Source organism: Rhizobium sp. X9 (genome assembly GCF_018873185.1).
Taxonomy (GTDB): domain Bacteria; phylum Pseudomonadota; class Alphaproteobacteria; order Rhizobiales; family Rhizobiaceae; genus Agrobacterium; species Agrobacterium oryzihabitans.
On the sequence record NZ_CP071311.1, the window covers coordinates 1,778,064 to 1,800,294 of the forward strand.

20 protein-coding genes are annotated in these 22,231 nt (G+C 58.4%); 3 read left to right on the forward strand and 17 right to left on the reverse strand.

Going from position 1 to position 22,231, the window contains the following annotated elements; all coding sequences use genetic code 11:
- Position 1: 1 nt before the first annotated feature.
- The 10 genes from rpsS to rpsL all read right to left on the reverse strand — a co-directional run bounded on the left by rpsS (position 2) and on the right by rpsL (position 7,824).
- Positions 2 to 280, reverse strand: a complete 279-nt coding sequence (gene rpsS / locus JZY08_RS08760) for a 30S ribosomal protein S19 (protein ID WP_003507772.1) — start codon at positions 278 to 280, stop codon at positions 2 to 4.
- 15 nt (positions 281 to 295) lie between these two features.
- Complete coding sequence (gene rplB, locus JZY08_RS08765; RefSeq protein WP_003507771.1) at positions 296 to 1,132, reverse strand: 50S ribosomal protein L2; 837 nt, start codon at positions 1,130 to 1,132, stop codon at positions 296 to 298.
- 43 nt (positions 1,133 to 1,175) lie between these two features.
- Positions 1,176 to 1,469 (reverse strand): 50S ribosomal protein L23, encoded by a 294-nt coding sequence (locus JZY08_RS08770; protein WP_003495178.1) that lies wholly within the window; start codon positions 1,467 to 1,469, stop codon positions 1,176 to 1,178.
- Complete coding sequence (gene rplD / locus JZY08_RS08775) at positions 1,466 to 2,086, reverse strand: 50S ribosomal protein L4 (protein ID WP_003495173.1); 621 nt, start codon at positions 2,084 to 2,086, stop codon at positions 1,466 to 1,468. The genes JZY08_RS08770 and rplD overlap by 4 nt, the downstream gene beginning before the upstream one ends.
- Before the next feature lie 12 nt (positions 2,087 to 2,098).
- On the reverse strand, positions 2,099 to 2,740 hold the full coding sequence (gene rplC, locus JZY08_RS08780; RefSeq protein WP_035242322.1) for a 50S ribosomal protein L3: 642 nt from the start codon (positions 2,738 to 2,740) through the stop codon (positions 2,099 to 2,101).
- A gap of 169 nt (positions 2,741 to 2,909) precedes the next feature.
- A complete protein-coding gene (gene rpsJ, locus JZY08_RS08785; RefSeq protein ID WP_003495158.1) occupies positions 2,910 to 3,218 on the reverse strand; it encodes a 30S ribosomal protein S10 in 309 nt (102 codons plus the stop codon).
- Between the two features lie 310 nt (positions 3,219 to 3,528).
- Positions 3,529 to 4,704 (reverse strand): elongation factor Tu, encoded by a 1,176-nt coding sequence (gene tuf, locus JZY08_RS08790; RefSeq protein ID WP_003495154.1) that lies wholly within the window; start codon positions 4,702 to 4,704, stop codon positions 3,529 to 3,531.
- Positions 4,705 to 4,769: 65 nt separating this feature from the next.
- Positions 4,770 to 6,869 carry an elongation factor G gene (gene fusA / locus JZY08_RS08795; RefSeq protein ID WP_080834948.1) on the reverse strand — a complete coding sequence of 700 codons (2,100 nt, stop codon included), beginning with the start codon at positions 6,867 to 6,869 and terminating at the stop codon, positions 4,770 to 4,772.
- A gap of 34 nt (positions 6,870 to 6,903) precedes the next feature.
- On the reverse strand, positions 6,904 to 7,374 hold the full coding sequence (gene rpsG, locus JZY08_RS08800) for a 30S ribosomal protein S7 (protein ID WP_003507761.1): 471 nt from the start codon (positions 7,372 to 7,374) through the stop codon (positions 6,904 to 6,906).
- Between the two features lie 78 nt (positions 7,375 to 7,452).
- Positions 7,453 to 7,824, reverse strand: a complete 372-nt coding sequence (gene rpsL, locus JZY08_RS08805; protein WP_003507760.1) for a 30S ribosomal protein S12 — start codon at positions 7,822 to 7,824, stop codon at positions 7,453 to 7,455.
- Between the two features lie 530 nt (positions 7,825 to 8,354).
- Here rpsL and JZY08_RS08810 point away from each other — a divergent pair.
- The 3 genes from JZY08_RS08810 to JZY08_RS08820 all read left to right on the forward strand — a co-directional run bounded on the left by JZY08_RS08810 (position 8,355) and on the right by JZY08_RS08820 (position 10,191).
- Entirely contained in the window at positions 8,355 to 8,648 is a 294-nt protein-coding gene (locus tag JZY08_RS08810) for a hypothetical protein (RefSeq protein WP_035224059.1), read from the forward strand.
- Positions 8,649 to 8,658: 10 nt separating this feature from the next.
- The gene (locus JZY08_RS08815) at positions 8,659 to 9,009 is read left to right on the forward strand and encodes a VOC family protein (protein ID WP_216329929.1); all 351 of its coding nucleotides are present in this window, start codon (positions 8,659 to 8,661) and stop codon (positions 9,007 to 9,009) included.
- A gap of 99 nt (positions 9,010 to 9,108) precedes the next feature.
- A complete protein-coding gene (locus JZY08_RS08820) occupies positions 9,109 to 10,191 on the forward strand; it encodes a helix-turn-helix transcriptional regulator (RefSeq protein WP_216329930.1) in 1,083 nt (360 codons plus the stop codon).
- A gap of 131 nt (positions 10,192 to 10,322) precedes the next feature.
- Here the strand turns inward: JZY08_RS08820 and rpoC are convergent, their stop codons facing one another.
- The 7 genes from rpoC to nusG all read right to left on the reverse strand — a co-directional run bounded on the left by rpoC (position 10,323) and on the right by nusG (position 22,228).
- Entirely contained in the window at positions 10,323 to 14,531 is a 4,209-nt protein-coding gene (gene rpoC, locus JZY08_RS08825; protein WP_216329931.1) for a DNA-directed RNA polymerase subunit beta', read from the reverse strand.
- 180 nt (positions 14,532 to 14,711) lie between these two features.
- Positions 14,712 to 18,848 carry a DNA-directed RNA polymerase subunit beta gene (rpoB, locus tag JZY08_RS08830; RefSeq protein ID WP_082182566.1) on the reverse strand — a complete coding sequence of 1,379 codons (4,137 nt, stop codon included), beginning with the start codon at positions 18,846 to 18,848 and terminating at the stop codon, positions 14,712 to 14,714.
- 262 nt (positions 18,849 to 19,110) lie between these two features.
- Positions 19,111 to 19,488, reverse strand: coding sequence for a 50S ribosomal protein L7/L12 (gene rplL, locus JZY08_RS08835; protein ID WP_035224052.1), 378 nt, complete (start codon positions 19,486 to 19,488; stop codon positions 19,111 to 19,113).
- 58 nt (positions 19,489 to 19,546) lie between these two features.
- Complete coding sequence (gene rplJ, locus JZY08_RS08840) at positions 19,547 to 20,065, reverse strand: 50S ribosomal protein L10 (protein ID WP_216329932.1); 519 nt, start codon at positions 20,063 to 20,065, stop codon at positions 19,547 to 19,549.
- Positions 20,066 to 20,421: 356 nt separating this feature from the next.
- Positions 20,422 to 21,117 (reverse strand): 50S ribosomal protein L1, encoded by a 696-nt coding sequence (gene rplA / locus JZY08_RS08845; RefSeq protein ID WP_003523724.1) that lies wholly within the window; start codon positions 21,115 to 21,117, stop codon positions 20,422 to 20,424.
- A 2-nt stretch (positions 21,118 to 21,119) separates the two neighbouring features.
- Positions 21,120 to 21,551, reverse strand: coding sequence for a 50S ribosomal protein L11 (rplK, locus tag JZY08_RS08850; RefSeq protein ID WP_003507702.1), 432 nt, complete (start codon positions 21,549 to 21,551; stop codon positions 21,120 to 21,122).
- Positions 21,552 to 21,697: 146 nt separating this feature from the next.
- Entirely contained in the window at positions 21,698 to 22,228 is a 531-nt protein-coding gene (nusG, locus tag JZY08_RS08855; protein WP_137037899.1) for a transcription termination/antitermination protein NusG, read from the reverse strand.
- Between the last annotated feature and the right edge of the window lie 3 nt (positions 22,229 to 22,231).

A 22,231-nucleotide genomic window follows, 5' to 3' on the forward strand; every position in this document is an offset into this window, starting at 1 on the left:
ATTACTTCCTCTTTGCCTTCTTGTCCGCGCCGTGACCGTAATAGGTACGGGTCGGAGAGAATTCACCGAACTTGTGTCCGACCATGTCTTCATTGACAGAGACGGGCACATGCTTGCTGCCGTTGTAGACGCCAAAGGTCAGACCGACGAACTGCGGCAGGATCGTGGAGCGACGGCTCCAGATCTTGATTACTTCGTTGCGTCCGCTTTCGCGCACCTTCTCAGCCTTAGTGAGAAGATAGCCGTCAACAAACGGACCTTTCCAAACTGAACGAGCCACTTGAGACTTCCTCTCTTACTTCTTGCGCTGATGGCGCGAACGCATGATGAACTTGTCGGTCGACTTGTTCGAACGGGTGCGCTTGCCCTTCGTGGGCTTGCCCCACGGAGTAACCGGGTGGCGACCACCCGACGTGCGACCTTCACCACCACCGTGCGGGTGGTCGACCGGGTTCATGACGACGCCGCGAACGTGCGGACGCTTGCCACGCCAACGCGAACGACCGGCCTTGCCGTCGTTGATGTTGCCGTGATCCGAGTTCGAAACAGCGCCGATCGATGCCAGGCACGAGCCGTGCACCAGACGCTGTTCGCCCGAGTTGAGACGCAGGATGGCCATACCGGCATCGCGGCCGACGAGCTGGACATACGTACCGGCGGAGCGAGCGATCTGACCGCCCTTGCCCGGCTTCATCTCGACGTTGTGGATGATCGAACCAACTGGAATGTACTGAAGCGGCATGGTGTTGCCGGGCTTCACGTCCACTGCCTTGTCGGAGGCGATCACCTTGTCACCAGCAGCGAGACGCTGTGGCGCGAGAATGTAAGCCTGTTCGCCGTCGGTATACGTAACCAGCGCGATGAACGCGGTGCGGTTGGGGTCGTATTCCAGACGCTCAACGGTGCCTTCAACGTCGAACTTGCGACGCTTGAAGTCAACCAGACGGTAGGTCCGCTTGTGACCGCCACCCTGGAAACGGACGGTGATCCGGCCCTGGTTGTTACGGCCACCCTTGGAGCTGAGGCCCTGGGTGAGAGCCTTTACCGGCTTGCCCTTGTAGAGCGAAGCGCGGTCCACGATAACCAGCTGACGCTGGCTCGGCGTGGTCGGATTGAAACTTTTCAATGCCATATTCTTGTTCCCTTTTGGGTCTTTGCCCGCTTGGGCCTAACCTTTAGAGTCCGGTGGACACGTCGATGGATTGACCTTCGGCGAGCGTTACGACGGCTTTCTTGACGTCCTTCAGCTTACCGGCGAACCCACGGAAACGACGGGTCTTACCCTTGCGGATAAGCGTGTTCACAGCCGTGACTTTGACGCCGAAGAGAGCTTCCACGGCAGCCTTGATTTCAGGCTTGGAAGCGCTTTTGGCGACGTTGAATACGACCTGGTTCTGTTCGGATACCAGCGTCGACTTTTCCGTGATCGAAGGAGATACGATCACATCGTAGTGGCGAAGATCCGTCATTTGAACCGCTCCTCCAGAGCCTCTACAGCAGCCTTGGAAAGCACCAGCTTGCCACGGCGCAGGATGTCGTAAACATTGATGCCCTGTACCGGCAGAACGTCCACATTCGGAATGTTCTGGGCTGCGAGCTTGAAGTTGCCATCAAGTTCGGCGCCACCGATAACGAGAGCGTTGGTCAGGCCAAGCGAAGCGAAGCTGCCCAGCAGAGCCTTGGTCTTTGCTTCAGATGCAACGAGCTGATCAACGATGATCAGTTCTTCAGCCTTCAGCTTTGCAGACAGCGCGTGACGAAGCGCAAGCGCACGAACCTTCTTCGGAAGATCGTGTGCGTGGCTGCGAACGACCGGGCCGTGGGCCTTGCCGCCGCCGCGGAACTGCGGTGCGCGAGCCGAATGGTGACGAGCGCGGCCCGTACCCTTCTGCTTGTACATCTTAGCACCGGTGCGGGAAACTTCCGACCGGTTCTTGGACTTGTGAGTTCCCTGCTGCTTCTTGGCAAGCTGCCAGCGAACCATGCGGGCCAGGATGTCCTGGCGGGGATCGAGGCCGAAAATTTCGTCCGACAGAGAAACCTTGCCGGCGTCTTTTCCCTCGAGGGTCTTGACGTTCAATTCCATGATAAGGCTCCCTTACTTCGCAGCCGACTTGACGGCGTCGCGGACAACAATCCAGGAACCCTTCGAACCGGGAACGGCACCCTTCACGAGGATCAGGCCACGGTCTTCATCGGTCGAAACGACTTCGAGGTTCTGGGTCGTAACGCGCGTCTGGCCCATATGACCAGCCATGCGCTTGCCCTTCCACACGCGGCCCGGATCCTGGTTGTTACCAGTCGAACCGTGTGCGCGGTGCGATACGGAGTTACCGTGCGAAGCGCGGCCACCACCGAAGTTGTGACGCTTCATAGCACCGGCAAAACCTTTACCGATCGTGGTTCCTGTCACGTCGACCAGCTGGCCGGCCTGAAAATGAGTTGCGGTCAGTGTTGCACCGATGTCGATCAGGTTCTCGGGGGAAACCCGGAACTCGACGAGCTTAGCTTTCGGTTCGACATTGGCAGCGGCAAAATGACCGCGAAGAGCCTTCGTCGTGTTCTTGACCTTGGACTGGCCGGCACCGAGCTGAACTGCGGTGTAGCCATTCTTGTCTTCCGTGCGCTGGGCAACGACTTGTACGTTATCCAGTCGCAATACTGTTACAGGGATATGTTCACCTGCGTCGTTGTAGACGCGTGTCATACCCACTTTCTGTGCAATCACACCTGAACGCATTGGTTCATCCTCTTGCGAGCCTTGAAGGGAAAACCCTCTCTGGCCTTTGTTAAGGAGTACCCTTCGACATCTCACGATGTTTCCGGTCTCCGGTTTGGAAGTCGTTGGATGTCTCCACGTACCTTCCTTGTTATTTCAGCCCTCACCTTTGGATGGGTCGGGCCGGGTCTTAGAGCTTGATTTCCACGTCAACGCCAGCAGCGAGGTCGAGCTTCATCAAAGCATCGACAGTCTGCGGGGTGGGGTCAACGATATCGAGAAGACGCTTGTGCGTCCGCATTTCGAACTGTTCACGGCTCTTCTTATCAACGTGAGGAGAGCGGTTGACGGTAAACTTTTCGATGCGGGTGGGGAGCGGAACCGGGCCGCGAACGCTGGCGCCGGTGCGCTTTGCGGTCGACACGATTTCACGGGTAGAGGCATCGAGGATCCGGTGATCGAACGCCTTGAGGCGGATACGGATATTCTGGCCGGTCATTCGTCTTGTCCTTGTTCTTTGTTATTCGTTTCCGCACGCGGAAACACATGAACTTCTATTGATCGTGGCGCCGCAGATTTTCAAAAATCGAGAGGGATGCCCCTGCACCCCAATCATTTCAGTTGTCTGTATTGCTAAAACACCGCGTTCCGCAATTGCTTGCGAATCCAGCGGTGAGTGTGAGTGCGCGTTTACGCGCTTTCACCGAATTTTTCAAGCACTAAAAATGCAACGCCGCCAGGCTTTTTATCAAAAGTCCGGCGGCGGTGTTTGTGACACCGCCGCCGGGCCTGAATTTCAAAAGGCGAAATTACTCGACGATCGAAGCGACGATGCCGGCGCCGACGGTACGGCCGCCTTCGCGGATAGCGAAGCGCAGCTTTTCTTCCATCGCGATCGGAACGATCAGCTCGACTTCAACGGTGACGTTGTCGCCAGGCATAACCATTTCCGTGCCTTCCGGCAGCGAAACGATACCCGTCACGTCCGTCGTACGGAAGTAGAACTGCGGACGGTAGTTCGTGAAGAACGGCGTATGACGGCCGCCTTCTTCCTTCGTCAGGATGTAGGCTTCTGCCATGAACTTCTTGTGCGGCTTGACCGAACCCGGCTTGCACAGGATCTGACCACGCTCAACGCCGTCACGGGTAACGCCGCGAACCAGCGCACCGATGTTGTCGCCGGCCTGGCCCTGATCGAGCAGCTTGCGGAACATTTCAACGCCGGTAACCGTCGTCTTCGAGGTCGGGCGAATGCCGACGATCTCGACTTCTTCACCAACCTTGACGATACCGCGCTCAACGCGACCCGTCACAACCGTACCACGGCCAGAGATCGAGAACACGTCTTCGATCGGCATCAGGAACGGCTGGTCGATCGGACGCTCAGGCGTCGGGATGTAGGCGTCAACAGCAGCCATCAGCTCGCGGATCGCGTCTTCACCGATCTTCTTGTCGCTGTCTTCAAGAGCAGCAAGTGCCGAACCCTTGATGATCGGGATATCGTCGCCCGGGAAGTCGTAGGACGACAGAAGTTCGCGAACTTCCAGCTCGACGAGCTCGAGAAGCTCGGCGTCGTCAACCTGGTCGACCTTGTTGAGGAACACGACGATTGCCGGAACGCCAACCTGACGGGCAAGCAGGATGTGCTCGCGGGTCTGCGGCATCGGGCCGTCGGCAGCCGAGCAAACCAGGATCGCGCCGTCCATCTGGGCAGCACCGGTGATCATGTTCTTCACGTAGTCGGCGTGGCCGGGGCAGTCAACGTGCGCGTAGTGACGGTTCGGCGTCTCATACTCAACGTGTGCCGTCGAAATCGTGATACCACGTGCCTTTTCTTCAGGCGCGGCGTCGATCTGGTCATACGCCTTGAACTCGCCGAAGAACTTCGTGATCGCGGCGGTCAGCGACGTCTTGCCATGGTCAACGTGACCGATCGTGCCAATGTTGACGTGCGGCTTATTGCGCTCAAACTTGCTCTTTGCCATTAGTGGCTCTCCATTCTTGTCCCTTGACGGGAATAATCTTCAAAATTCGGTGGGGCGTACCCCGATCACTTCTGACCGGAGTACTTAGCCTGGATTTCCTGCGCCACGTTCGACGGAACCGGCGAATAGTGATCGAACGTCATCGAGTACTGAGCACGGCCCTGCGACATGGAGCGCAGGTTGTCGACGTACTTGAACATGTTCGCGAGCGGAACATGCGCATTGATGACAACGGCGATACCACGGCTTTCCTGACCCTGGATCTGACCACGGCGGGAATTGAGGTCACCGATAACGTCACCGACGTAATCTTCCGGCGTAACGACTTCGACCTTCATCATCGGCTCGAGAAGCTGTGCACCAGCCTTCTTCGCTGCTTCACGGAAGCAGGCACGCGATGCGATTTCGAAGGCGAGAACCGACGAGTCGACGTCGTGGAATGCACCGTCGATCAGGGTCGCCTTGACGCCGAGCATCGGGAAGCCAGCGAGCGGACCGGAAGACAGGACGCTTTCGATACCCTTCTGAACGCCCGGGATGTATTCCTTCGGAACAGCACCGCCGACGATCTTGGATTCGAACTTGAAGTCTTCGCCTTCGGGGTTCGGTTCGAAGATGATCTTCACGCGAGCGAACTGACCGGTACCACCGGACTGCTTCTTGTGCGTGTAGTCTTCTTCGTGCTGACGCGTGATGGTTTCGCGATAGGCAACCTGCGGAGCGCCGACGGTTGCTTCAACCTTGAACTCGCGACGCATACGGTCAACGAGAATGTCGAGGTGAAGTTCGCCCATGCCCGCGATGATCGTCTGACCGGATTCTTCATCCGTCTTGACACGGAACGAAGGATCTTCAGCAGCCAGACGGTTGAGCGCGAGGCCCATCTTTTCCTGGTCGCCCTTGGTCTTCGGCTCGATCGCGATCTGGATGACCGGCTCGGGGAATTCCATGCGCTCGAGGATAACCGGCTTCAGCGGATCGCAGAGCGTATCGCCAGTGGTGGTTTCCTTGAGGCCAGCCAGAGCAACGATGTCGCCGGCAAAGGCTTCTTCGATGTCTTCACGGCTGTTGGAGTGCATCTGCAGCATACGGCCGACGCGCTCGCGCTTGTCCTTGACCGTGTTGATGACAGACGTACCCTTTTCGAGCTTGCCCGAGTAGATACGTGCGAAGGTCAGCGAACCGACGAAGGGGTCGTTCATGATCTTGAACGCGAGCATGGAAAGCGGCTCGCTGTCGTCGGCATGACGTTCGATTTCGGCTTCGGTCTTGAAGTCGATACCCTTGATCGCCGGAATGTCCAGCGGAGAAGGCAGGTAGTCGACGACGGCGTCGAGAAGCGGCTGAACGCCCTTGTTCTTGAACGCGGTACCGCAGAACATCGGGTGGAACTTCACGTCGATGGTGCCGCGGCGAACGAGCGCACGGATCTTGTCGTTGTCAGGCATGATGCCGTTCAGGTAGTCTTCCATCGCTTCTTCGTCGATCTCGACAACGGTCTCGATCAGCTTTTCGCGATATTCGTCAGCCTTGGCCTTCATGTCATCAGGGATTTCGACGACGTCCCACTGAGCGCCGAGCGATTCGTCGCGCCAGATGAGTGCGTTCATCTCGATCAGGTCGATAACGCCCTTGAACTCGGTCTCAGCGCCGATCGGCAGCTGCATGACAACGGCGATTGCGCCGAGACGGGTCTTGATCATTTCTACCGAGCGGTAGAAGTCAGCACCGGTCTTGTCCATCTTGTTGCAGAAGATCATGCGCGGAACATGATACTTCTCGGCCTGGCGCCAGACGGTTTCCGTCTGCGGCTCAACACCGGCGTTGGCGTCGAGCAGCGCGATGGCACCGTCGAGAACGCGCAGCGAACGCTCGACTTCAATGGTGAAGTCGACGTGGCCGGGGGTGTCGATGATGTTGAAGCGGCGCATCTTGCCGTCGCGACCCTTCCAGAAGGTCGTGGTGGCTGCGGAGGTGATGGTGATACCACGCTCCTGCTCCTGCTCCATCCAGTCCATCGTGGCAGCGCCATCGTGAACTTCGCCGATCTTGTGCGACTTACCGGTGTAATAAAGGATACGCTCGGTGGTCGTCGTCTTGCCGGCGTCGATATGCGCCATGATACCGAAATTGCGGTAGTCTTCGATTTTATATTCGCGAGCCATAATGGACTGCCTTTCGATATGCGACCGTTTAAGATTACCAGCGGTAATGCGAGAATGCGCGGTTAGCGTCGGCCATCTTGTGCGTGTCTTCACGCTTCTTGACAGCGGAGCCGCGGTTGTTCGCTGCGTCCATGAGTTCGCCGGAAAGGCGATCGACCATGGTCGTTTCGTTGCGCTTGCGCGCAGCAGTGATCAGCCAGCGGATGGCGAGAGCCTGACGGCGCTCCGGACGAACGTCGACCGGGACCTGGTAGGTTGCACCGCCGACGCGGCGCGAACGCACTTCAACGTGCGGAGCAACGTTGTCGAGGGCGGAGTGGAACACGCCGAGCGGCTCCTGCTTCGTCTTGCCCTGAACGACGTCGAATGCGCCGTAAACGATGCTTTCCGCAACAGACTTCTTGCCGTGAAGCATGATGGCGTTCATGAATTTGGTGACGACCAGATCACCGAACTTCGGATCCGGGTTGATCTCACGCTTTTCTGCACTATGGCGACGGGACATATTCTTTGTCTCTCAATGTTATTGACGCTTTACCACGCGGAGAACCTCGCGCAGCGCCGGAATTTGTTTGAACCCGAATTACTTCGGACGCTTCGCACCGTACTTGGAGCGGCGCTGCTTGCGGTTCTTGACGCCCTGGGTATCGAGAACACCGCGGATGATGTGGTAACGCACGCCCGGCAAGTCCTTTACGCGGCCGCCGCGGATCATGACCACGGAGTGTTCCTGAAGGTTGTGACCTTCGCCCGGAATGTAGCCGATGACTTCGAAGCCGTTGGTGAGGCGGATCTTGGCAACCTTACGCAGAGCCGAGTTCGGCTTCTTCGGGGTCGTCGTGTAAACGCGGGTGCAAACACCACGCTTCTGCGGGTTTTCCTGAAGAGCAGGAACCTTGTTGCGCTTTACCTGTGCCTGGCGGGGCTTGCGGATCAGCTGGTTTACGGTAGGCATATAACCATCCCTTGCAAAAACTACTTTAGCCACCCTCACGGGTGGCGGCTATGCCGTTTCCGGCGACGAAGCACGCATATATCCTCATGCGCAAAACGTGGCCCGATCCGGTTTCACGGATGGACCACCAAGAGCAGAGGACGCCGGATGAGGCGTCTTGCGTGCAACATTCGTGTCTTCTACGTGCAATGGAGTCTCGGTTGAGATGATGTTCAGGAAAAACCTATCCCGAACGGCCAGCATCCACAGAGGCTCCGATGGCGGGCGTACTACTGTTTTAGCCAGCTTTCGTCAAGGGCGAATCCGCATTTTGCGCCGGCCCCCGCGGCCACAAAGCCCGCGCGCACGCCATTTCCCGCTTCTTCTAACATAAGTCGTCGCCAGCAACAGCGATTTTGACCTCCGGCCTTTGGCTTTTCACAAAATCCGTCTATTGATTCCCTCAAGTGGGTCAGAGACTTCACCCGCCGCGCGCAAGACCGATTCCGGCCGACCCGCGCACTCGCAACGACACATCAAGGAACCGCGTCATGAGCACCCTCCCCGACAACGACAACGGACGCGACGAGCCGATGGTCTTCATCGTCATCGGCAAGGCTTACGAGAACGACAATTCCGAGGGCATCGACATCCACGTCATCCTGCGCGCGCCGGATGATGACACCGCCGTGCGTGAAACGCTGAACGCGCTTTCCGAGGAAGGTTTCATCGAAGCCGACCTCGACCAGATCGGCATGCTGACCGAAGTCCCGGATGAAGAGCCGCACGCTTCCGCCTACCAGGGCGCACTGGAAGGCGAAGTCGCCATCATCCGCTTCGCCTGAGGCCCGCCAGATGACGGTCAGACGCATCGTCGCCAATATCGCGACACCCGACCTTGCGAGGGCGGGTGTCTTTTATCGCGATATTCTCGGCATGACCGTCGCGATGGATCATGGCTGGATCGTGACCTATGCAAGTCCGCTCGAATCCCTGGCGCAGATCAGCTTTGCCAGTGAAGGCGGCTCCGGCACGGCCGTTCCGGACCTCTCCATCGAAGTCGACAATTTCGACGAGGTTCATGCCAGAATACTGAAGGCGGGACTGCCGATTGAATATGGCCCGGTAACGGAGCCATGGGGTGTCCGTCGCCTGTTTATGCGCGATCCATTCGGAAAGCTGGTCAATATATTAAGTCACTCATAGATTATATACTTTTAGTACAATAGTATTATTCGACACATCTATTGAACAACACGAAAATATCAGCTTAAAGTGGTCCCGGCGCAGCATTTCGGTGGCGGGTTGAATAATACATCGTCGGCAGACATTCTTGATGACATTTACGAGGCAGCGCTTTTCCCGGACCGTTGGGCGAAGGTCATCGCCGTAATTGGACAGCGACTCGATTTCTGGGGCGGCGCCCTCACCTGGGGCAAGGGCGAAGAGGAGGCTTGGCTCTTCACGCCGAATTTCCAGGAACTGATGCAGGCCTTCATGGAAGGCGGCTGGAATCATCGCAACGACCGCCTCACCCGTGCGATCCGTGAGGGGCAATTTTCCTTCGTGCATGATTTCGATGTCTTCACCCATGACGAATGGGCCGGTTTACCGATCGTGCGCGACTTTCTCATGCCGCGCGGGCTGGGATATGGGGTGGCGACGCAGGTCGCGCCGCCCAACCACCCGGAAATGACGGTGCTTTTTGAGCGCAAGCTAGACAGCGGCGTCATCGGGCCGGAAACCATGGCCGCACTCGGCCAGCTAAGGCCGCATATCGCCCGCAGCCTCACGCTCGCAACAGGGCTGCAGCGCCAGAAGGCCGACGCCATGACGCTTGGCCTCAACGCCATAGGCGCGCCGGCGGCCGTGCTTCAGGCGAGCGGCCGCGTTCTTTCCGCCAACACCCTGTTCCAGACGATCCAGAAATGCATTTCCACCCGGGCCCGCGACAGGATTGTGATCTCCGACGAAAGAGTGAACCGGCTGCTCTACAAGGCGCTCGCCGGACACAGCGTCGGCTCCTTCCCGCTGCCGACGGAAGACAGAACCTGCATCCTTCACGTCATACCGCTTCGCAAGGATGCGCTTGACCTGTCGCCGAACGGTTCCGCCATCGTGCTGATATCGCAACCCACGGATACGGTTGCTGACGCGACGCCCCTCCTGAAGAGCCTCTACGATCTCACCAAGGGTGAGGCCCGCGTGGCACTGGAAATCATGAAGGGACTTTCGCTTCCTTCCGTGGCGAAGCAATTGAAGATCTCCCATGAGACCGTCCGCAGTAACGCCAAGTCTATCTATGCCAAGACCGGCAGCACGGGCCAGACCGATCTCGTTCGCCGGCTTTCCGTCTTGACGCGCTACACCATCGGCGGTGAGGCCTGAAAACACGCGCTCGCTGACAGGCGGACAGATCTGACGCTCCACCCAGCCCAAAAACAAAAAAACGCCCGGATTACTCCGGGCGTTTTCGTTACTGAACTTCGGCAGGGCTTCGTAAAGCCCCTGCCCTGACCTTATTCCGCAGCCGGAACCTGATCGGTCATGTCCTGCAGCATCTGGTTCGCAGAACCTGCACCCGTACCCTTGCGGCGTTCCTCGAGGATGAGGTCGTCGCGCGAGGTGGCGATGCGGCGGATCTGCGTCATGGTGCCGCCAGTACCGGCCGGGATGAGGCGGCCGACGATGACGTTTTCCTTGAGGCCCTGCAGCGTGTCCGTCTTGCCGGCAATCGCAGCTTCCGTGAGAACCTTGGTGGTTTCCTGGAACGATGCGGCCGAGATGAAGGACGGCGTCTGCAGCGAAGCCTTGGTGATGCCGAGCAGAACCGGCTCGCCATAGGCAGGCTTCTTGCCTTCTTCGATCAGGCGGTCGTTGTTGTCGTCAAGCTCGATGCGATCGACGTTGTCACCAACGATGTACTGGCTGTCGCCGGCATCGGTGATTTCAACCTTCTGCAGCATCTGGCGAACGATCACTTCGATGTGCTTGTCGTTGATCACAACGCCCTGCAGACGGTAGACTTCCTGGATTTCGTTCACGAGGTAGGAAGCCAGAGCCTCCACGCCCTTGATCGCCAGAATGTCGTGCGGTGCCGGGTTGCCGTCGAGAATGTATTCGCCCTTCTCGATGTAGTCGCCTTCCTGAAGATGGAAGGGCTTGCCCTTCGGGATCAGGTATTCGACCGGCTCGACGCCGTCTTCCGCAGGCTCGATCATCACGCGACGCTTGTTCTTGTAGTCGCGGCCGAGGCGGATCGTACCATCGATCTCGGCGATGATGGCGTGGTCCTTCGGACGACGGGCTTCGAACAGTTCGGCAACGCGCGGCAGACCACCGGTGATGTCCTTCGTCTTGGCGCTTTCCAGCGGCGAACGTGCAAGCACGTCACCCTGGGAGACCTTCGAACCCGGCTCGACCGACAGAATGGCGTCGACGGAGAGCTGGAAGCGGGCTTCGCCACCACGAGCAAGCTTCGCCACAGCACCGGAAGCGTCCTTGATGACGATTGCGGGCTTCAAGTCCGAACCGCGCGGCGTCGAACGCCAGTCAATGACCTGACGCTTGGTGATGCCGGTGGATTCGTCGGTCGCTTCCAGAACGGAAAGACCATCGACGAGGTCTTCGAAGTGAACGGTACCTTCCACTTCCGTCATCATCGGACGGGTGTAGGGGTCCCACTCTGCAAGACGCTGGCCACGCTTAACCTTGTCGCCATCATCCACGAAGATCTTCGAACCGTAAGCGACACGCTGCGAGGAACGTTCCGCGCCGCGCTCATCAAGGATCGTAACGGACATGTTACGGCCCATGGCGATGAGAACGCCTTCGGAGTTCCGCAGGATGTTGCGGTTCTTGATCTGGATCGTGCCTTCATACGACGCTTCGAGGAACGACTGGTCGACCACGTTCGCCGTACCACCAAGGTGGAACGTACGCATGGTGAGCTGCGTGCCCGGTTCACCGATCGACTGTGCCGCGATGACGCCAACGGCTTCGCCCATGTTGACAGGCGTACCGCGTGCAAGGTCACGACCGTAGCAGACGCCGCAGACACCGATCTGCACTTCACAGGTCAGAGCCGAACGGATGCGGACGGACTGGATACCAGCCTTTTCGATGGCGGCCACATCGGCCTCATCGATAAGCGTGCCGGCCTTGACGATGTTCTCGCCGGAAACCGGATGATCGATATCATCAAGAGCCGTACGGCCGAGGATACGTGCGCCCAGCGAAGCAACGACCTGACCGGCATCGACGATGGCAGTCATGGTGAGGCCCTTGTCAGTGCCGCAATCCACGGAGTTGACGATGCAATCCTGCGCCACGTCGACGAGACGGCGGGTAAGGTAACCCGAGTTCGCCGTCTTCAGGGCGGTGTCTGCGAGACCCTTACGGGCACCGTGGGTCGAGTTGAAGTACTCGTTAACGGTCAGGCCTTCCTTGAAGTTCGAGATGATCGGCGTCTCGATGATTTCACCCGACGGCTTCGCCATCAGGCCGCGCATGCCGCCCAGCTGACGCATCTGGTTCGGAGAACCACGGGCGCCCGAGTGGGACATCATGTAGATGGAGTTCATCGGCTTCTGGCGGCCCGTTTCCGGATCGAACTCGACAGCCTTGATGCGTGCCATCATCTCTTCGGCGACCTTTTCGGTAGCCTTGCCCCAGGCGTCGACAACCTTGTTGTACTTTTCGCCCTGGGTGATGAGACCGTCATTATACTGCTGTTCGTATTCCTTCACCAAGGCTTCGGTGTCGCCGACAATCTTCACCTTGCTGTCCGGAATGACCATGTCGTCCTTGCCGAACGAAATGCCGGCGCGGCAGGCATGGGCAAAGCCGAGCTGCATGATGCGGTCGCAGAAGATGACCGTGTCTTTCTGGCCGCAATGACGGTAGACCGTGTCGATCATCTTGGAGATGTTCTTCTTGGTCATTTCCTGGTTGCAGACGTCGAAAGGCACGTTGACGTTCTTCGGCAGAAGTTCGCCAATCAGCATACGGCCTGGGGTCGTTTCATGGATCTTCGAAACCGGCTTGCCATCGGCATCCACGGTCTTGAAGCGGCCGCGGATCTTGGCATGCAGCGTCACGACCTTGTTTTCAAGCGCGTGATGAAGCTCACCGATATCCGAGAAGGCCATGCCTTCGCCCGGCTCGTTCTGGTTCATGATCGACAGGTAATACAGGCCGAGAACCATGTCCTGCGAAGGAACGATGATCGGGTGGCCGTTTGCCGGATGCAGGATGTTGTTGGTCGACATCATCAGCACGCGCGCTTCCAGCTGGGCTTCCAGCGAGAGCGGAACGTGAACAGCCATCTGGTCACCGTCGAAGTCGGCGTTGAAGGCCGTGCAGACGAGCGGGTGCAGCTGGATCGCCTTGCCTTCGACCAGCATGGGTTCGAAAGCCTGGATACCCAGACGGTGCAGCGTCGGTGCGCGGTTCAAGAGAACCGGATGCTCGCGGATGACCTCGTCGAGGATATCCCAGACTTCCGGCTTTTCCTTTTCAACCAGCTTCTTGGCCTGCTTGACGGTCGAGGAATAACCCTTGGCGTCGAGGCGGGCGTAGATGAACGGCTTGAACAGTTCGAGCGCCATCTTCTTCGGCAGGCCGCACTGGTGCAGCTTCAGTTCCGGACCGGTCACGATGACCGAACGGCCGGAATAGTCGACGCGCTTGCCGAGAAGGTTCTGGCGGAAGCGGCCCTGCTTGCCCTTGAGCATGTCGGAGAGCGACTTCAGCGGACGCTTGTTGGCGCCCGTGATGACGCGGCCGCGACGGCCGTTGTCGAACAGCGCATCGACGGATTCCTGCAACATACGCTTTTCGTTGCGGATGATGATGCCAGGCGCACGAAGCTCGATCAGGCGCTTCAGACGGTTGTTACGGTTGATGACGCGACGATAGAGATCGTTAAGGTCAGACGTCGCAAAACGGCCGCCATCCAGCGGAACCAGCGGGCGCAGGTCCGGCGGAATGACCGGAACGACCTTCATGATCATCCATTCCGGACGGTTGCCCGACTCCATGAAGTTCTCGACGATCTTCAGGCGCTTCATCAGCTTCTTCTGCTTGAGATCAGACGTGGTCTCAGCAAGTTCGGCACGCAGGTCGCCGGCGATCTTTTCGAGCTTCATCGAAGCCAGCATCTCGTAGATGGCTTCAGCGCCGATCATGGCGGTGAACTGGTCTTCGCCAAACTCGTCGACGGCGATCATGTACTCTTCTTCGGACAGAAGCTGGTTCTGCTTCAGCGAAGTGAGGCCGGGTTCGGTGACGATGTAGTTCTCGAAATAGAGAACGCGCTCGACATCCTTCAGCGTCATGTCGAGCAGGGTCGAGATACGCGAAGGAAGCGACTTCAGGAACCAGATATGGGCAACCGGCGCTGCGAGCTCGATGTGGCCCATGCGCTCACGGCGAACGCGTGACAGCGTGACTTCGACGCCGCACTTTTCGCAGATGATGCCCTTGTACTTCATGCGCTTGTACTTGCCGCACAGGCACTCATAGTCCTTGATCGGTCCGAAGATGCGCGCGCAGAAGAGACCGTCGCGTTCCGGCTTGAACGTACGGTAGTTGATGGTTTCCGGCTTCTTGATCTCGCCGTAGGACCACGACAGGATTTTTTCCGGCGAAGCGATCGAAATCCGGATGGAATCGAAATGCTGCGCAGGCACCTGAGGATTGAAAAGATTCATGACCTCTTGGTTCATGCCTTGTCTCCTTGAGAGGCTAGCTGCTGCCCCTGTTTGCATCTGGACCGGCTTCTTCCCGGGTCACCGTCCAGAGCTTTAAATACGGATTTAACCGCACAATGCGGCGAAAGTGTCCCACAGCGGCCTGGCCGATGCGGGAGCCGGCAGGCGCCCAAAAGGCGCCCGCCTCTCTCATTTTTATTCCGCCGCGTCGGGCAGCTGGTCTTCGGGCTGGTTCTCGATCTTCGAGTTCTCCAGTTCGACCGAAAGACCGAGCGACCGCATTTCCTTGACGAGAACGTTGAAGCTCTCGGGGATACCGGCCTCGAAGGTGTCGTCGCCACGGACGATCGCTTCGTAGACCTTGGTGCGGCCCGCCACGTCATCCGACTTGACGGTGAGCATTTCCTGCAGCGTGTAAGCCGCGCCGTATGCTTCCAGAGCCCAGACTTCCATTTCCCCGAAGCGCTGTCCGCCGAACTGCGCCTTGCCGCCCAGCGGCTGCTGGGTAACGAGCGAGTAAGGACCGATCGAGCGAGCGTGGATCTTGTCGTCGACAAGGTGGTTCAGCTTGATCATGTACATGTAGCCGACGGTGACCTTGCGGTCGAACGGCTCACCGGTACGACCGTCATAAAGAACGGACTGACCGGATTCATGCAGACCTGCCTTCTTCAGCATCGCGGCAACGTCGGGCTCATGCGCACCGTCGAAGACCGGGGTCGCGATGGAAACACCGCGCTTGGCTTCTTCGGCAAGCTTGACCAGCGATTCGTCATCGAAGCGCTGCACCTCGTCATGCGATTCACTCGCATAGATTTCGGTGAGTTCGGTGCGAAGCTCGCTGATGTCCATCGTCTTGCGATACTCTTCGAGCATCTCGCCGATCTTCTTGCCCATGCCTGCGCATGCCCATGCGAGGTGGGTTTCGAGGATCTGGCCCACGTTCATGCGCGAAGGCACGCCGAGCGGGTTCAAGCAGATGTCGACATGCGTGCCGTCTTCGAGGAACGGCATGTCCTCGACCGGAACGATACGCGAGACGACGCCCTTGTTACCGTGACGGCCGGCCATCTTGTCGCCCGGCTGGATCTTGCGCTTAACAGCAACGAAGACCTTGACCATCTTCATGACGCCCGGAGGCATTTCGTCGCCGCGCTGGACCTTTTCGACCTTGTCCATGAAGCGCTGTTCAAGGCGCGACTTGGATTCGTCGTACTGGCCGCGAAGCGCTTCCAGTTCGGACTGAGCCTTCTCGTCTTCGACTGCAAACATCCACCACTGCGAGCGGGGATATTCGGAGACGACAGCGTTGGAAAGCTCGACGCCCTTCTTGAAGCCCTTCGGACCGGCGATGGAAACGTGACCACGCAGCATGTCGATCAGGCGGCCGTAGACGTTACGGTCAAGAATTGCCTGTTCGTCGTCGCGGTCCTTTGCCAGACGCTCGATCTCTTCGCGCTCGATAGCCATCGCGCGCTCGTCCTTCTCCACACCGTGACGGTTGAAGACGCGGACTTCCACGACCGTACCGAACGTGCCCGGAGGCATGCGCATGGACGTGTCGCGAACGTCGGAAGCCTTTTCACCGAAGATGGCGCGCAGAAGCTTTTCTTCCGGCGTCATCGGGCTTTCGCCCTTCGGCGTGATCTTGCCGACGAGGATGTCGCCCGGCTGAACTTCCGCACCGATGTAAACGATACCGGCTTCGTCGAGGTTCTTCAGCGCTTCTTCCGAAACGTTCGGAATGTCGCGCGTGATTTCTTCCGGACCAAGCTTCGTGTCGCGTGCCATCACTTCGAATTCTTCGATGTGGATGGAGGTGAACACGTCGTCGGAAACGATACGCTCCGACATCAGGATCGAGTCTTCGTAGTTGTAGCCGTTCCAGGGCATGAACGCGACGAGCGCGTTGCGGCCGAGTGCCAGGTCGCCGAGGTCGGTCGACGGACCGTCCGCGATGATGTCACCCTTGGAGATCAGATCGCCGACGGCGACCAGCGGACGCTGGTTGACGCAGGTGTTCTGGTTCGAACGCTGGAACTTCTGCAGACGGTAGATATCGACGCCCGACTTGCCGGCATCGAGGTCTTCCGTAGCGCGGATAACGATACGGGTCGCATCCACCTGGTCGACAACACCGCCGCGGCGAGCCGCGATGGCAGCGCCGGAGTCACGGGCAACGATCGGTTCCATGCCGGTGCCGACGAACGGCGCTTCCGCCCGCAGAAGCGGAACGGCCTGACGCTGCATGTTCGAGCCCATGAGAGCGCGGTTGGCGTCGTCGTTTTCCAGGAACGGAATGAGAGCCGCCGCGACCGAAACGAGCTGCTTCGGCGAAACGTCCATCAGGTTGATGTTGTCGCGCGGTGCGAGCATGACTTCGCCCGAGTGACGGCAGACGACGAACTCTTCAGTGAAGGCGCCTTCGCCATCGAGTTCGGCATTGGCCTGTGCGACGTAGTACTTGGCCTCTTCCATGGCGGAGAGGTAGATCACGTCCGTCGTCACCTTGCCGTCAATGATCTTGCGGTACGGGCTTTCAATGAAGCCGTACTTGTTGACGCGGGCAAAGGTGGCAAGCGAGTTGATCAGACCGATGTTCGGGCCTTCCGGCGTTTCGATCGGGCAAATACGGCCATAGTGGGTCGGGTGAACGTCGCGGACTTCGAAGCCGGCGCGCTCGCGGGTCAGACCACCCGGTCCAAGAGCCGAAAGACGGCGCTTGTGAGTGATTTCCGAAAGCGGGTTCACCTGGTCCATGAACTGCGACAGCTGCGAGGAACCGAAGAATTCACGAACGGCGGCGGCTGCCGGCTTCGCGTTGATCAGGTCCTGCGGCATCACGGTGTCGATTTCGATCGAGGACATACGTTCCTTGATCGCACGTTCCATGCGCAGAAGGCCGAGGCGGTACTGGTTTTCCATCAGCTCGCCGACCGAACGAACACGGCGGTTGCCGAGGTTGTCGATGTCGTCGATTTCGCCCTTGCCGTCACGCAGTTCGACCAGCATCTTGACGACCGCGAGGATGTCTTCCTTGCGCAGCGTGCGCACGGTGTCTTCCGCGTCGAGGTCGAGACGCATGTTCATCTTCACGCGGCCAACGGCCGAGAGATCGTAACGTTCGGCATCGAAGAACAGCGAGTTGAACATCGCTTCCGCCGAATCCATGGTCGGCGGTTCACCCGGACGCATGACGCGGTAGATGTCGAACAGCGCTTCCTGACGGTTCTGGTTCTTGTCGGCAGAGAGCGTATTACGGATGTAGGCGCCAACATTGACGTGGTCGATGTTGAGGACCGGAATCTCGTCGAAGCCGGACTGGAGAATGAGACCAAGCGTCTTCTCGTCGATTTCGTCGCCGGCTTCGAGATAGATCTCGCCCGTCGAGTAGTTGACGATGTCTTCGGCAAGGAAGTTGCCATAGAGGTCTTCGTCAGTCGCCTTGAGTGCCTTCAGGCCCTTGTCCACGAGCTGGCGGATAAGGCGCGGGGTCAGCTTCTTGCCACCTTCGACAACGACTTCGCCGGTGTCGGCGTCGATCATGTCGGTGATGACCTTGGCATTCTTCAGTGCGTCAGGCTGGAACGGAATACGCCAGCCGTCACCGGAGCGCTCGTAGGTAGCCTTGGTATAGAAGGTCGACAGGATTTCTTCGCCATCCATGCCGAGCGCCATCAGGAGCGAGGTCACGGGCAGCTTGCGGCGACGGTCGATACGCGCATAGACGATGTCCTTGGCGTCGAACTCGATGTCGAGCCAGGAACCGCGGTAAGGAATGACGCGGGCGGCGAAGAGCAGCTTGCCGGAAGAATGGCTCTTGCCCTTGTCATGATCGAAGAACACGCCCGGCGAACGGTGCATCTGCGAAACGATGACGCGCTCGGTACCGTTGACGATAAACGTGCCGTTATTGGTCATGAGCGGCATGTCGCCCATGTAGACGGACTGTTCCTTGATATCCTTGATGGACTTCGCGCCTGTATCCTCGTCGATATCGAACACGATGAGGCGCAGCGTCACTTTCAGCGGCGCAGCATAGGTCAGATCGCGCTGACGGCATTCCTCGACGTCGAACTTCGGCGCTTCGAATTCGTAGGATACGAATTCGAGCATGGATGCGCCCGAGAAATCGGTGATCGGGAATACGGATTTGAATACGGCATTCAATCCCTCGTCGGGACGGCCACCCTTGGGCTCGTCAACCATGAGAAACTGGTCGTACGAAGCCTTCTGAACCTCGATGAGGTTCGGCATTTCCGCTACTTCTGGAATTTTGCCGAAAAACTTGCGTACGCGCCTACGACCGTTAAACGAAAGGGTCTGAGCCATCGTCGCTCCTTTAAAATTGCATCCGGGCCTGCAACGGACGGGAACCGATGGCCAGTCGATCCCGTCAAGCAATGGGTATCATCAATCTCGTTCCACATCCCGGATCGATCAGGCCGGATTGCCTAGATGAGCCGGTTCGGAACCATTCTCTTGAAGAACCCATTACCCAAAAGCCATTTTCAAGCGGCTTTTGGGTAATAAGTTTTAAAAACGATAACGACGGAAAGGGGCCTGAAGCCCCTTCCCGCCAGCAATCGCAAGATTACTTAACGTCAACCTTGGCGCCTGCGTCCTCAAGCTTCTTCTTGAGGTCGGCAGCTTCAGCCTTGGAAACGGCTTCCTTGACCGGCTTCGGAGCGCCTTCAACGAGGTCCTTTGCTTCCTTCAGGCCGAGGCCCGTGATAGCGCGAACTTCCTTGATGACGTTGATCTTGTTGGCGCCAGCGTCAACGAGGATCACGTCGAATTCGGTCTTTTCTTCTTCAACAGCAGCAGCAACGCCAGCGCCGCCAGCAGCAGCAACTGCTACCGGAGCAGCAGCGGAAACGCCCCACTTTTCTTCGAGAAGCTTCGACAGTTCTGCAGCTTCCAGAACGGTCAGGGTGGAGAGGTCTTCTACGATCTTTGCGAGATCAGCCATTTTTCAGTTCCTTTAATTCGGTTCGAACCGGTTTGAATATTTACAGCGAAAAACCGCCTTAAGCGGCTTCGTCCTTCTTGGCGTAAGCCGAGAACACCCGAGCCAGCTGGCTTGCAGGTGCGGCGACAACCGTAGCGACGCGAGTTGCCGGGGCATTGAGAAGGCCCAGCAGCTTTGCGCGCAGCTCGTCCAGCGAAGGCAGGGTCGCAAGCGACTTGACTGCATCGGCGTTGAGCGTGGTTGCACCCATGGCGCCGCCGAGAACAACGACCTTGTCGTTGGTCTTGGCGAAATCCATGACGACTTTCGGAGCGATCATAGGGTCGACGCTGTATGCAATCAGCGTCTGGCCCTTGAAGAGATCTGTCATCCCTTCCGACTCCGTGCCCTGAAGAGCGATCTTGGCCAGGCGGTTCTTCGCGACCTTGACGGTGCCTCCGGCAGCGCGCATTTTCGAACGGAAGTCGTTCATTTGCGCAACGGTGACACCAGCATAGTGGGCCACGACAACCGAACCGGAAGCCTTGAAGACTTCGTTCAGCTCCGTGACGAATTCGCGTTTTTCCGCTCTTTCCACTGTCTGTCTCCAGTAGACGGGGCCACATAAGTGTGAACCCGTCGGGTTTGCCTTTGCCCCAAGGGACCTTTTTACAAAGATCCCGAGCGACGCTCGAGGATCCTGTCCCCCGCTCTGTCGCCGCAAACGGCTTCAGGCACAGGCACACCAGGTTCGAACCGGACAGTCAGGCATCGAAAGATGCCTCAAATCCAGCCTCACCCGTCTCATGCAGGTTGAATGATTAAGGCCAAATCCCGAAAGACGTGGCCACCTGCAATCTCGGACAGGAGTTCCGGGTTTCCCCGGAAATCTCCGGCTCCCTGAGAGCCGGAAATTCTTTTAGTCACGCTCCCCGAAGGAAACGCGAGAATTGATTAAGCCGTAACCGACGAAGGGTCGATCTTGACGCCCGGACCCATGGTCGAGGAAATTGCGACGCGCTTGACATAGTTGCCCTTGGCGCCGGTCGGCTTTGCCTTGATGACGGCATCGGCGAAAGCCTTGATGTTTTCCTCAAGAGCCTTGGCGTCGAACGAAGCCTTGCCAACGCCAGCGTGTACGATACCGGCCTTTTCGACGCGGAACTCGACAGCGCCGCCCTTGGACGCCTTGACGGCGCCGGCAACATCCATCGTCACCGTACCGACCTTCGGGTTCGGCATCATGCCACGCGGGCCGAGTACCTTGCCGAGACGGCCGACGAGCGGCATCATGTCCGGGGTCGCGATGCAACGATCGAAGTCGATCTTGCCGCCCTGAACGATTTCAACCAGTTCTTCTGCACCAACAACGTCAGCGCCAGCAGCCGTGGCTTCATCAGCCTTGGCGCCACGGGCGAAAACGGCGACGCGAACGTCACGGCCGGTGCCGTTCGGCAGGTTGACAACGCCACGAACCATCTGGTCCGCATGGCGCGGGTCAACGCCGAGGTTCATCGAAACTTCAACGGTTTCGTCGAACTTGGCGACAGCACGTTCCTTGACCATCGAAATGGCGTCGGTGAGAACGTAAAGCTTGTTGGGATCCACACCTTCGCGGATCTTCTGAATGCGCTTTGCTACCTTGGCCATGATCAACCTACCACTTCCAGGCCCATGGCGCGGGCGGAGCCCTCAACCATTGCCATTGCGCCTTCGATGTCGGCTGCGTTCAGATCCTTCATCTTGGCTTCTGCGATCGTCTTGACCTGAGCCTTGGTGATGGAGCCGATCTTGGCGCCCTTGCCAGGCGTCTTGGAACCGGAGGTGATCTTGGCTTCCTTCTTCAGCCAATACGTCATCGGCGGCTGCTTCATGACGAAGGTGAAGGACTTGTCCTGGTAATAGGTGATGACGACCGGGATCGGCATACCCTTTTCCATTTCCTGCGTGGCGGCATTGAACGCCTTGCAGAATTCCATGATGTTAATGCCACGCTGACCAAGTGCAGGACCGATCGGCGGGGACGGATTGGCCGCCCCGGCCTTTACCTGCAGCTTGAGCTGGCCTGCAACTTTCTTAGCCATATCTCTCTGCCTTTCAATTCAAACCGGTTGCCCGGCTTCTCTTCTAGCCGGATCGCTCCGGCGGCTGCGGTTGCGTGGTGCGGCGCCCTGCCCCGGCTTAGAGAGCCAGTTTGCCTTCCACGCGGCTTGGGGTTTCACCCCTCCAATCAGACCTTCTCGACCTGATTGTATTCCAGCTCGACCGGCGTAGCGCGGCCGAAAATCGAAACTTCCACCTTCAGGCGCGAACGCTCTTCGTCGACATCCTGAACCACGCCGTTGAACGACGCGAACGGACCGTCGGAAACGCGAACCTGCTCGCCGATCTCGAACGAAACCGAAGACTTCGGACGCTCGACACCTTCCTGAACCTGACCAAGGATACGCTCGGCTTCATAATCCGGAATCGGAACAGGCTTATTGTCCGACCCGAGGAAACCGGTAACCTTCGGCGTGTTCTTGATGAGGTGATAGGCCTCATCCGTCAGGTTGGCGCGCACCAGCACGTAACCTGGAAAGAACTTGCGCTCGCTGTCGACCTTGCGGCCGCGACGCACCTCGACAACCTTTTCGGTCGGAACGAGGATTTTCTCGAAAAGATGATCAAGGCCCTTCTGGCGGGCCTTTTCTTCGATCGACTCGGCGACCTTCTTTTCGAAATTCGAATAGGCGTGAACGATATACCAACGCGCTGCCATTTT

Excerpts from the sequence above, each read along its gene's own strand:
- rplB (WP_003507771.1), bottom strand. The coding sequence starts at position 1,132 with ATGGCATTGAAAAGTTTCAATCCGACCACGCCGAGCCAGCGTCAGCTG.
- rplA (WP_003523724.1), bottom strand. The coding sequence starts at position 21,117 with ATGGCCAAGGTAGCAAAGCGCATTCAGAAGATCCGCGAAGGTGTGGAT.
- rplC (WP_035242322.1), bottom strand. The coding sequence starts at position 2,740 with ATGCGTTCAGGTGTGATTGCACAGAAAGTGGGTATGACACGCGTCTAC.
- nusG (WP_137037899.1), bottom strand. The coding sequence starts at position 22,228 with ATGGCAGCGCGTTGGTATATCGTTCACGCCTATTCGAATTTCGAAAAG.
- rplD (WP_003495173.1), bottom strand. The coding sequence starts at position 2,086 with ATGGAATTGAACGTCAAGACCCTCGAGGGAAAAGACGCCGGCAAGGTT.
- JZY08_RS08810 (WP_035224059.1), top strand. The coding sequence starts at position 8,355 with ATGAGCACCCTCCCCGACAACGACAACGGACGCGACGAGCCGATGGTC.
- rplL (WP_035224052.1), bottom strand. The coding sequence starts at position 19,488 with ATGGCTGATCTCGCAAAGATCGTAGAAGACCTCTCCACCCTGACCGTT.
- rpoC (WP_216329931.1), bottom strand. The coding sequence starts at position 14,531 with ATGAACCAAGAGGTCATGAATCTTTTCAATCCTCAGGTGCCTGCGCAG.
- rplK (WP_003507702.1), bottom strand. The coding sequence starts at position 21,551 with ATGGCTAAGAAAGTTGCAGGCCAGCTCAAGCTGCAGGTAAAGGCCGGG.
- rpsJ (WP_003495158.1), bottom strand. The coding sequence starts at position 3,218 with ATGACCGGCCAGAATATCCGTATCCGCCTCAAGGCGTTCGATCACCGG.
- JZY08_RS08770 (WP_003495178.1), bottom strand. The coding sequence starts at position 1,469 with ATGACGGATCTTCGCCACTACGATGTGATCGTATCTCCTTCGATCACG.
- JZY08_RS08815 (WP_216329929.1), top strand. The coding sequence starts at position 8,659 with ATGACGGTCAGACGCATCGTCGCCAATATCGCGACACCCGACCTTGCG.
- tuf (WP_003495154.1), bottom strand. The coding sequence starts at position 4,704 with ATGGCAAAGAGCAAGTTTGAGCGCAATAAGCCGCACGTCAACATTGGC.
- rpsG (WP_003507761.1), bottom strand. The coding sequence starts at position 7,374 with ATGTCCCGTCGCCATAGTGCAGAAAAGCGTGAGATCAACCCGGATCCG.
- fusA (WP_080834948.1), bottom strand. The coding sequence starts at position 6,869 with ATGGCTCGCGAATATAAAATCGAAGACTACCGCAATTTCGGTATCATG.
- rpoB (WP_082182566.1), bottom strand. The coding sequence starts at position 18,848 with ATGGCTCAGACCCTTTCGTTTAACGGTCGTAGGCGCGTACGCAAGTTT.
- rpsL (WP_003507760.1), bottom strand. The coding sequence starts at position 7,824 with ATGCCTACCGTAAACCAGCTGATCCGCAAGCCCCGCCAGGCACAGGTA.